A 10,960-nucleotide genomic window follows, 5' to 3' on the forward strand; every position below is an offset into this window, starting at 1 on the left:
ATCGGAGGCGTTGTTTTGATTAGGATTCCTGTGAATTCGTTGCGTCATACCATCCTGGCCAGGCTCGTTCTGATGTATCTGGTGGTGATCCTCCCGATTATTCTGCTCGGCGTATACCTGTACAATTGGAGCTATACCAACGCAAGCGAAGAAATATCAAGAAATTCACTGGCGCAGTTATCGTCCTATCTCGAGGGGCTGAACCGGGAAATCGAATGGCTTGAAATTCAGCAGTTCGACATTTTGCAGGAAAGCGAGCTTCATAAAATTGCCGTCACTTGGGGGATGATGGACAGCGCCGAGAAAAGGTCCAGCGTAAATTACTTGCTCCACCGTCTGACTTCCATAAAAAACAGCAGCCCGTACATCAAAGATATTTATGTCCATATTCATTCGATCGGTAAAACGATTTCGGCCAGCAATGCTGTCCGTTCGCTGGACCAGCAGAGATATGATGCAATACGCTCCATCGGAGAACGAAGCGGCGCCCGGCTGATGCGGCAGGGGGATTCGCTTCAGCTCACCGCCTCGAAGTTTGGCGGGAACAATGTGGAGGATCCGCTGTACCTCGTTGAAATCGAATTGGATAACGACAAGCTGAAGGACTCATTGAAACCGCTCAGCGTGTATCCCGGAAGCGGCTCGATTCTGATCGCGAGGGAAGCTGGATTCACATTGTCCAGCAACGGCACGCCGCCAGAGCTGCTGGAGGATTTTATAAAGGCGACCAAGGGCTTGGACGACAGTACGATACTGCTCGATATCGGGAGAAGGGAGTACCATTTCAATATCGCCAATTCCGACAAGCTGGCCCTCTCGCTCGTTTCGTACTTACCGGAGGGGACGGTCAAGAGACCGCTGATCAAATTCAACCTGTGGGCATGGGTGTTTGCGGTAACTTCGGTTTTTGCCATTATCGTGTATGCCTATTCCACTTATCGTTACGTTCATCGTCCGCTGCTGTCGCTCGTCCAAAGCTTTCGAAGGATGGAAGGCGGGTCCCTTGATATTCCGATTCAGCATGAGCAGAAGGATGAGTTCGGCTATTTGTATGACCGGTTTAATCAGATGCTCGTCAAGCTGCAGACGTTGATCGATCAAGATTTTAAACAGAAATTGATGATGCAGAAGGCGGAACTGAAGCAGCTGCAGTCGCAAATCAAACCGCATTTCCTGTATAACAGCTTCTTTATCCTGAATTCGCTGGCCAAGACGGGCGATACGGACCGGATCGAGCTGTTTACGATTATGCTCGGCGAGTATTACCGGTTCATCGCCCGCAACGGCGAGGACCATGCCACGCTGTCGGAAGAAATCAAACATGCGAGAATGTACACGGAAATCCAGCAGCTCCGCTTCTCCCGGCGCATCCGTGTCCAGTTCGACGAATTGCCTGTGGACATGCAGCGCATCAAGGTGCCGAGGTTGATCGTCCAACCGTTGATCGAGAACGCCTATGAGCACAGTCTGGAGAGCATGCCGAACGAAGGGTTTCTCCGCGTTACGTTTGAGCGAACCGGCTCCGAATGCGTCATCAAGGTGGAGGATAACGGGAACAGCATCGACGATGCCGGGCTCGAAGCCCTCCATCATCGGGTAACAGGTCCTGCTGAATCCCACGAAATGACCGGGATAATCAACATCCATCGGCGGATCCTGCTTACGTACGGCGAAGGCAGCGGACTGTTCTTGTCCAGAAGCAGTTTGGGCGGGCTTCAGGCCGCCATTCGTATCAAGATCAGGGAGGAGAACGGGGATGTACAGACTGCTAATCGTTGACGATGAAGATATCATTACGGACGGACTATATGAAGTGTTCAACCGCTATCAGCCGGAGCGGCTCGATGTATGCAAAGCCTATTCCGCCAAGGAAGCGCTGGATTGGATGTCGCGCACGAGAATCGACATCGTCTTGACCGATATAGCCATGCCCGGCATGAGCGGGCTGGAATTATCCGAGGAAATCCGGAAGTACTGGCCCAGATGCAGAGTCGTATTCTTGACCGGCCACAGTGAATTCGAATATGCGTACCGCGCGATCCAAATGACCAATGCCCGTTATGTGCTGAAGACGGAAGGGTACGCCAAAGTGACCGACACCGTGCAGGATGTCTTGGACGATATCGAACGCGCGCATCACGACAGTCTGCTGCTGGAACAGTCCCGCGAGCAGCTGTTGGCGTTCCAATTCATGGCGCAGGGTGACTATATGAGGCACCTTCTCCAGAACAGCCGTGTATTGGATGAGGATACAGACATGCTGGCTCGCGAATTCAGCAAGCTGGGCATCGGCCTCGATCCCGCCCAGCCTGTCGTGCTGGTCCTTGGCCGCATCTCGTATCCGGAGGGCAGGACGTATACGGAAAGAGGCGAAATCCTGTCGTCCGTCAGAAGGATATGGGATACCTATTTTTCGGGCAGGGCCCGGAGTATGGGGATCACCGACAAGCATGGCGACGCCTTTTGGTTTCTGCAACCGTCTGAACTGGCCGAGGGCGGGACCGACAGCCATTTCATCCGATTCGTGGAGGGGACCTTGGAGCTGGTTCAGGAATCCTGCATTGGTTTTCTTGGATTGAGCATCGGATTGGCGCTGAGCAGCGAAGCATGCAGGTGGGAAAGCTTGACGCGCCAATACGAAAGGCTGCGGGAGCTGCAGCAGTTAAGGAGCGGCAGCGGGGGAGCCATCATTGTACGCGACGGCTTCGAGCCGCTCGATGGAATGGACTGCAAAGCGAGCTTTGCGGACAGTCAGACAGCGGAGGTGCTGAGGGCTTATCTGGAGTCGGGGAGACACGATGAATTTATCCAAGCGCTTGAGGAGGTAACGGCCAGTGCACTGAAGATGAGCTGTAAGGTTCAGTTAACGATCGAGACGTATTATACGATTGCGCTGATGCTGCATTCCAGCATTGGCCGTATGGGAATGCACGGGCATATCGGCGATACCGGAAAATTGCTGCGGCTGAACGATCATCCCTCAATGGAGGAGGCCTTCGGTTATTTGAAACGCGTCGCGGAATCCATTTTCCTAAGCAAACAAACGCAGGAGAGGGACAGGGCCTCGCTGATTGTCGACCGGATCTGCCAGTACATCGAAGAGCACTTAAGTGAGGATTTGTCCCTGGTGCGCCTAGCGGAAATCCATTATTTCAATCCCTCGTATTTGTCGCGGTTCTTCAAGCAGGAGAAAGGAATCAACTTATCCGATTTTATCGACAAGTGCCGGGTGAAGAAAGCCAAGGAGATGCTGCGGGACAACGATTTGAAAGTGCGCGAGGTGGGATTATCCGTCGGTTACGAGGCGGCCCATTCGTTCACCCGTTTTTTCAAAAAAGCAGCGGGGCTCACGCCACAGGAATACCGGGATACACTTTCTTTGAATTGAACCTCTGGAAACTAGAGTTTGGCGGGTGATCCGGACGGATCAGACAGGTTGTTACCGCTGAACGCAAGCCTTACTCTTTTTAAGAGAGTTTGGTTATACAAAAAATGCTGAATACGGGAGTTGACACAAAAATGAATGAACTCGTTCATGCACCGATCGGCAAGCTGCCGCGAAACGGAAATCCGCTTGTCGCCCATAAATTTGGAGCAGACCCCTATGTACTGGTGTTCGACGGGCGCGTATACCTCTACAATACAGATGATGTATTAGAGTATGACGAGCAAGGAGCGGTCAAGGAAAACAGCTATAGCTCCATCAACCGCATATCGGTAATTTCCTCGGATGATCTGGCGAACTGGACGGACCATGGCGCCATTCAGGTGGCAGGTCCGGATGGAGCAGCCAAATGGGCGACGCAATCCTGGGCCCCTGCGGCAGCTCACAAAAGAATAGACGGCAAAGACCGCTTCTTCCTGTACTTTGCCAACAACGCCAGCGGCATCGGTGTGCTGACGAGCGACAGTCCGACCGGCCCATGGATCGATCCGATCGGCAGGCCGCTTATCGCAAGGGACACGCCGGGCGTTCCAGGCGTCGTATGGCTCTTCGATCCGGCCGTGCTGGTGGACGATGACGGCAAAGGCTATATTTACTTTGGCGGGGGCGTTCCGGAAGGCCAGGATGAGAATCCCGGGACCGCTCGGATGATGCGGCTGGGTGACGATATGATCAGCGTGATCGGCGAAGCCGAGCCGATCCCGGCTCCGTTTATGTTCGAGGATGCCGGCATTCATAAGGCAGGCGGCCAATATTACTATTCGTATTGCTCCAACTTCTACAATGGCGTTCGCCCGGAGGGAAGTCCTCCGGCAGGGGAGATTGCCTATATGACCAGCACCGGCCCAATGGGGCCATGGACGTACCAGGGGACGATCCTTAAAAATCCCGGCCATTTTTTCGGTGTCAGCGGCAACAACCACCATGCCATGTTCCAGTTTCATGGGGATTGGTATATCGCTTATCACGCCCAGACCTTGTCGAAGGCCATGGGCGTGGTGAAGGGGTATCGGTCGACCCACCTTAACCGGGTGATCTTGGACGAAGATGGTGCGATCCAATCCATTGAAGCGGACATGGCCGGCGTTGAGCAGATCAAGCCGCTGAATCCATATGACCGCGTTGGAGCGGAGACGATCGCTTGGTGCGCAGGCGTGAATGTGCGTAAGCTTCAGACGGATGGACGGGAACAGGGCGAGGACCTCATGGTTTTAACGGACATTCATCATGGGGACTGGACCGCCGTGTCCGGCGTTGATTTCGGCGCCGGGGCCTCAGCGTTTTCAGCGTCTGTATCGTGCGCGAATGATGGGGGAGTCATCGAACTCCGCCTGGACAGCCCTGAAGGCAAATCGATCGGTACGCTTCAAGTGTCTTCGACCGGCGGACAGTGGAGCGAAATGGCGGCGCCCGTCAGCGGTGCTGAGGGCGTGCATGATTTGTTCCTGATCTTCAAAGGGAAGCCGGATATCGAGCTGTTCCAGATCGACTATTGGCAATTTCGATAATGCGTCGGTAATGAATATGTGAGAGTAAGGTCGTTGTAAGAAATGCCGTCCGTTTCATCGGGCGGCATTTTTTAAGATATCAGAAAGTATAAAATTCGAAGCGAGACCTTCCTGATATCGCAAGAAAAACAACATCTAAACGCGGTCTGTCTCCTTTGAGAGTACGTCGATAGTCGTTTTTCTTATTGCAAATACACGCAGCCGCAGAACTTGCAGCCTGCACATATCTACATTTTCTCAGGTAAACGAACGGGAACTGGCGGGTACTTCCCCCTGAATGGAAGCGCTACAATGAGGTTGGTGAAGGCGAATCGGGTCAGAACAAAGGGGCGAGTGCAATGACCGGTAAGGAAACGGAGACGAAGGTTACGGGCGGCGGACCGATTCTGCAGGCAAGCGGGATCACACGGATTTTTGGCAGGGGGAATACCGCCGTTACCGCTTTGGAAAATATCCATCTGAACATTCCGCCTGGAACGATCGTGGCTCTGAGAGGGCGCTCGGGTTCCGGAAAGACCACACTATTGAACATTCTCAGCGCATTAGACGATCCGACGGAGGGACAGGTGTATTTCAAAGGGAGGGAAATCACCGGTTTATCCGGCTCCGAACGCAGCCAGATCCGGCGCAAGGAGATCGGCCTCGTGTTCCAGTCGTATGGCTTGATTCCGCTGATGTCGGCTTACGAAAATGTTGAATTCGGGCTGCGTATCGCGGGACTGAAGGGTAACCGGGAGGTGGTGGAGCATGCGCTTGACCGCGTCGGCATGCAGGAGCGGATGAAGCATCGGCCGTCCGAACTGTCGGGCGGCGAGCAGCAGCGCGTAGCCATTGCCCGCGCAATCGTGCACCAGCCTGAGCTGTTGATTGCGGATGAGCCGACCGCCGAACTGGACAGCCGGATGGGGCTGCAGGTCGTCCGCATTTTTCGCGAGCTGGTGAAAGAATCGGGGATGACGGTCGTTCTCACGACGCATGACCCCGGGATGATGGAGCTTGTCGATCACGTTATCGCATTGGAGGATGGAAATATTGTATCGCAGACAACGAACGAATCTCCCCTTATCTAGAATAGACCGGCGTCTGCGGCGAATAGCCGCGCTTCTGACGGCGCTGATGCTGCTCTCGGGCTGTTCGCTCCTTCCGGTCGAACCGGAAACACTGCAGCCGCCCTTGGTCGAGCCGGCCAAAGAACAGTTTAACCTTGTGCAGGCCAGCCGCGGGAAGATTCAGACCTTCCTGAAGGGGACGGCTTATTTTGTGTCGGCCCAATCCGAAGCGCTGTCCTTCAAGGAGATGGGCGGAAGGCTCAAATCGATTCCGGTGACGGTGGGCCAGGAGGTGAAGGCGGGCGATTTGCTGGCCGAGCTGGAGACGGGCGACCTCGATTTTCAGGTGCGTCTGCAGCAGCTGAATGTAGAGCGCGCACAGCTGCTGTACAAACAGGCACGCGATGCCGGTGCAGGCGCCGTAGACCTGCGGCTCAAGGAAATCGACCTGGAGCGCGAGCGGATGTCGCTGCAGGAGATGAAGGCCAAGCTTGGCCAATCACGCTTGTACGCTCCCGTCTCGGGAACGGTGACGTTTGTCGAGAAGCTGAATGCGGGAGACAACGTGAACGCTTATCAAGCGATCGTCACGGTCTCCGACCCGTCCAAAGTGCAGCTGACTTATGTTGCAGCGGACAGCAAGGATCTGAACCCGGTCAAAGCCGGCATGCCTGTGAGTCTCAAGTATAAAGGCAAGGACTATAAGGGAAAGGTCCTTCAAGCCCCTTCGGATTTGCCGGCAGCCGCCGACAGTTCGAAGGCCGAGAAGAACGGGGTTACGATCTTCATGAGCATGGACAATGCTCCGGGAGACGTCAAGGTCGGCGACAGCGCCGAGCTGACGATCGAGCTTCAGAAGCGGGATAACGCCATCATTGTACCCCGCTCGGCAATCCGCTCCTATATGGGGCGTTCCTATGTTCAAATCGCCGAAGGAGAACGCCGCAAGGAGGTTGACATCGAGATCGGATTGACGACGCCGACGGAAGTCGAGATTGTCAAAGGACTTGAGGAAGGCCAGAAGGTCATTCTGAACAATTAACCGATGAGCTATGGCCCGGGCCGACCGGGCATTTAGGGATGGGGTGTATGTATTGGCTTTGTGGACGATGATCCTGCGCAAGATGGCCAACAACAAATGGCTGCAGCTGAATTTGTGGATCGGCCTTACCGTATGTGTGGCCCTGTTCAGCTCCATGCCGCTCTACTCGCAGGCCATTTTGCAGCGGACATTACTGAAGGAGCTGCAGTCCGTGCAGACCGGGAACGGCGTGTATCCGGGCTTTCTCCGAATAAGCACGACGGTCTCGGCATCATCCATGGACGCAAAGACGAAGGAAGCCATCGGAAGCGCCGACCGGTTCGTGAAGACGATTCCGGAGCGCATGGGGCTGGAAGCACTGTCGTTCTATCAGCAGCGGTTCACGCCGAAGATGAAGGTATACGGCGCCGATGCTTCGGCTCAAGAGAAGCAATCGCAAAAGACGTTAGGAAGCTTTATGTCGCTGTCTGATCTGGAGAAGCGGGTCCGGCTGATCGAGGGGCGGATGCCTGCGGATCGTTCGGACGGGATCATCGAGGCGCTGGTCACGCAGAAGTTTCAGCTGGCGACCAAGCGGAAGCTTGGTGAAGAACTGACCGTAGAGCCGCAGGATGGCGGAAGTACCCGCTTTCGGGTCATCCCGGTCGGCATCGTAGAGACGAATCCGGAGGCGGACCGGTATTTGCCGTTTCTGACCACGGAGAACGAGGACGGATTCCTGATCCCCTTCCAGCAGTTCGAGCGAGAATTTACGCAAGGCGGCAAAGCCAGGGTCTCCAACATGGAATGGCGGCTCGCGCTCAATTACGAACAGCTGTCGCTGGGCAAGGTCGATGCGTTCACCCAGGCGGACCGGGAGGTCCGGCGTTATTTCAAAGGCAAGCTTGGGGTAGCCGAAATCAAAATTCCGGCGAGCCCGACCATCGCATCGTACCAGGGCAAACAGGAGAAGCTCGATACGGTGACGCTTTCGCTGTATACCCCTGTCATGCTGATGCTGGCATTCTATTTATATATGACCGCCAATCTGATCATTGACCGGCAAAAAACGGAAATTTCCGTGCTCCGCAGCCGGGGAGCAAGCCGGCTGCAGATCATGGCTGCCTACCTGCTGGAGAGCCTGCTGCTCGGGCTGAGCGCGCTGGCGGCCGGGCCGTTTCTCGGCGTATGGTTTACCAAACTGCTTGGCGCCTCCAATGGGTTTCTGGAGTTCGTGCAGCGCTCCGCGCTGAAGGTCAGCATGACGAGTAGCGCCTATCAAGTGGCTGCAGCCGCTGTGGCGGGAGCGATCATCCTGATCCTCATTCCGGCCTTCCTCGCAACGCGGGTCAGCATCGTAAGCCACAAGCAGCAGACGGCGCGCCTCACCCGGCTGTCGATCTGGCACAGGACAGGTTTGGATCTTGTTCTTATCTGCCTGGCAGCTTACCTGCTGTACAATTTCAACCAGCGCCAGGAGGATCTGCGGAGGCTTGCGCTGGGATCTGCCGACCTGCAGGTTGATCCGCTCCTGTTCCTGACCCCGGCTCTTTTCGCGCTTGGAGGCGGCCTGCTGGTGCTGCGGGTATACCCCTGGTTCGTCCGGCTCGTTTATTGGCTGGGCCGAAACGGATGGCCGCCTGCGCTGTATCATACGCTCGTTCAGATCAGCCGCTCGTCCGGGCAGTATTTGACTATTCAGGTGTTCCTGATCATGACGGTGGCGACGGGCCTGTTCAGTGCGAACGCGGCCAGGACGATCAACGACAACATGGACAGCAAGGTTCGGTATGCCGTCGGCACGGACATTGCGCTGACGACAAAGTGGGAAAGCGATGCGCCTCCACCTGTATCCCCCGGGGCGGGAGGGCAGCCTCAGTCTGAGCAGGCAACGACAACGGTGCAGAAACGGGTTCAGTATACGGAGCCGCCCTTCGAGCCCTTTGAGGAGCTTGACGGCGTGCAAGCGACAGCAAAGGTGTTCAAGAAGCAGGAGGCCAGATTCAGTGCCGTCGGTAATGAAAAGTCCGGCAAAACGGCTCTCTTTGGCATCGACACGAAGGATTTCGGCAGTACCGCCTGGATGAAGGAGGGGCTGCTGCAGTATCCGATCAACAGCTACCTGAATCTGATCGCCCCGAATCCGGAGGCCGTGCTCATTTCGCGGTCGCTCGCAGAGGATGCCAAACTGAAGCCCGGCGATCCGATCCGGGTTTACTGGGACAGCTTGGACGGGGCGACGTTCACGGTGTATGGCATCATCGATTATTGGCCCAGCTGGAGCCCGCTGCCATCCGATCAGGGAAGCGGAAAACCCGAGCAGCCGCATCTCGTTGTCGGACATCTGGGCACGATTCAGAACAGGCTGGCCGTCGAGCCGTATGAGGTGTGGCTGAAGCTGGCGGACGGCACGAACAGCGAACAAATCTACAGGGAGCTGCAGGCGAAGAAGCTGCAGGTGACGAGCCTGCGGGACGCGACGCAGGAGTTGGTCCAGTCCAGAAATGATCCGTTCCGTTTGGCGATGAACGGCGTGATGACGCTCGGTTTTTCCATTTCGATGCTGGTCAGCTTCATCGGTTTCCTGCTGTTCTGGGTGCTGACCTTGTCCGGCCGGACGCTTCAATACGGGGTTCTGCGGGCCATGGGCATCTCTTTCCCGCAAATGATCGGCATGCTCGTCAGCGAACAGCTGCTCACGTCGGGGGCCGCGGTCCTCATCGGCGTGTTCATCGGCAACGTCACGAGCATGAAATTCGTGCCCCTGTTTGAAATGTCGTTTGCGTCCAAAGAACAAGTCCCTCCATTCACGATTACATATCAGCTCAGCGATTATTTGCAGCTGTACGGCATTATCGGATTCACGCTGGCGGTCGGCCTGCTCATTCTGGGGTACCGGCTGACACGAATCCGCATCGCACAGGCGCTGAAGCTCGGGGAGGAATAGAGCATGATTCAATGCGAAGGGCTCGTCAAAATCTATAAAACGGCGGATTTGGAAGTCGTCGCCCTTCAGGGCCTGGACCTTCAGGTGGAGAACGGTGAATTCATGGCGATCATCGGCAATTCCGGCAGCGGCAAATCGACGCTGCTCAACATGCTGGGCGGCCTCGACAAACCTTCGGCCGGCAAGCTGTTCGTAGACGGCAAGGACCTGCTCGCGTTCAGCGAGCGCGACCTGGTGCAATATAAACGGGAGTCGGTCGGGTTCGTCTGGCAAAATAACGCGCGCAACCTGATTCCCTATTTGACCGCGATCGAAAATGTCGAACTGCCGATTCTCCTGCGGGGCCGAAGACGCCGTGCCCGCGCGCTCGAGCTCCTGGAAGCGGTCGGCCTGAGCCACAGGGTGAAGAACAAGCTCAGCGAATTGTCCGGCGGTGAGCAGCAGCGGGTGGCTATCGCCATCGCGCTGGCGAACGAACCGCGGCTGCTGCTGGCCGATGAGCCAACCGGATCACTCGATACGGGCACGTCGAATCAGGTTCTCGATTTGTTCCGGACGTTGAATCGGTCGATCGGGATTACGATTGTGATCGTGACTCATGATCCGGAGCTGGCCCGCAAGGTCGACCGGGTTGTTCAGATCCGCGACGGCAAGACGTCGGCCGAGATGATCCGCAGGATCTCTTATTCCGATGTGCTGACGCAAATGGACGCCGACACCGCCCGGCGGGAAGCCGAGAGCCATATCGAGTATGCAGTGCTCGACAAGGCGGGACGGCTGCAAATTCCTGCCGGTTACCTCGACACGGGGAGCTTCAAGGACAGCAACAAGGTGCGTGTCGAGCTTGAAGACGGGCGTATCGTTCTGTACCCGGCAAACGAAAGGCAGACGGTCTGAACTTAACCTGGTTTTATTTATGGAATGAAGTGATCCATAACATGGCCATGGAACGCCGTTAAGCGGCGTTTTAATGGAATAGATGACATGAGG

General features: G+C 55.9%; 7 protein-coding genes. All 7 read left to right on the forward strand.

Annotated elements, in window-relative coordinates; translation table 11 throughout:
• The first annotated feature begins 30 nt into the window (after positions 1 to 30).
• The 7 genes from BCV73_RS04110 to BCV73_RS04140 all read left to right on the forward strand — a co-directional run bounded on the left by BCV73_RS04110 (position 31) and on the right by BCV73_RS04140 (position 10,867).
• Positions 31 to 1,779: a sensor histidine kinase gene (locus tag BCV73_RS04110; protein WP_481855775.1), complete on the forward strand. Its 1,749-nt coding sequence runs from the start codon at positions 31 to 33 to the stop codon at positions 1,777 to 1,779.
• Entirely contained in the window at positions 1,757 to 3,388 is a 1,632-nt protein-coding gene (locus BCV73_RS04115; protein ID WP_089546154.1) for a response regulator transcription factor, read from the forward strand. The genes BCV73_RS04110 and BCV73_RS04115 overlap by 23 nt, the downstream gene beginning before the upstream one ends.
• A gap of 104 nt (positions 3,389 to 3,492) precedes the next feature.
• Positions 3,493 to 4,953 (forward strand): glycoside hydrolase family 43 protein, encoded by a 1,461-nt coding sequence (locus tag BCV73_RS04120; protein ID WP_089546156.1) that lies wholly within the window; start codon positions 3,493 to 3,495, stop codon positions 4,951 to 4,953.
• 338 nt (positions 4,954 to 5,291) lie between these two features.
• Positions 5,292 to 6,023 carry an ABC transporter ATP-binding protein gene (locus BCV73_RS04125; RefSeq protein WP_089546157.1) on the forward strand — a complete coding sequence of 244 codons (732 nt, stop codon included), beginning with the start codon at positions 5,292 to 5,294 and terminating at the stop codon, positions 6,021 to 6,023.
• Positions 5,977 to 7,044 carry an efflux RND transporter periplasmic adaptor subunit gene (locus tag BCV73_RS04130; protein WP_076169194.1) on the forward strand — a complete coding sequence of 356 codons (1,068 nt, stop codon included), beginning with the start codon at positions 5,977 to 5,979 and terminating at the stop codon, positions 7,042 to 7,044. The genes BCV73_RS04125 and BCV73_RS04130 overlap by 47 nt, the downstream gene beginning before the upstream one ends.
• 43 nt (positions 7,045 to 7,087) lie before the next feature.
• The gene (locus BCV73_RS04135) at positions 7,088 to 9,970 is read left to right on the forward strand and encodes an ABC transporter permease (RefSeq protein ID WP_244867559.1); all 2,883 of its coding nucleotides are present in this window, start codon (positions 7,088 to 7,090) and stop codon (positions 9,968 to 9,970) included.
• Positions 9,971 to 9,973: 3 nt separating this feature from the next.
• Positions 9,974 to 10,867: an ABC transporter ATP-binding protein gene (locus BCV73_RS04140; RefSeq protein ID WP_076169193.1), complete on the forward strand. Its 894-nt coding sequence runs from the start codon at positions 9,974 to 9,976 to the stop codon at positions 10,865 to 10,867.
• Positions 10,868 to 10,960 lie beyond the last annotated feature (93 nt).

This window comes from Paenibacillus sp. SSG-1, from assembly GCF_002224835.1.
Lineage (GTDB): Bacteria > Bacillota > Bacilli > Paenibacillales > Paenibacillaceae > Paenibacillus_AQ > Paenibacillus_AQ favisporus.

What these genes read in the sequence shown, in the direction of transcription:
- BCV73_RS04125 (WP_089546157.1), top strand. Translation starts at nt 5,292, where the DNA reads ATGACCGGTAAGGAAACGGAGACGAAGGTTACGGGCGGCGGACCGATT.
- BCV73_RS04130 (WP_076169194.1), top strand. Translation starts at nt 5,977, where the DNA reads ATGGAAATATTGTATCGCAGACAACGAACGAATCTCCCCTTATCTAGA.
- BCV73_RS04140 (WP_076169193.1), top strand. Translation starts at nt 9,974, where the DNA reads ATGATTCAATGCGAAGGGCTCGTCAAAATCTATAAAACGGCGGATTTG.
- BCV73_RS04115 (WP_089546154.1), top strand. Translation starts at nt 1,757, where the DNA reads ATGTACAGACTGCTAATCGTTGACGATGAAGATATCATTACGGACGGA.
- BCV73_RS04120 (WP_089546156.1), top strand. Translation starts at nt 3,493, where the DNA reads ATGCTGAATACGGGAGTTGACACAAAAATGAATGAACTCGTTCATGCA.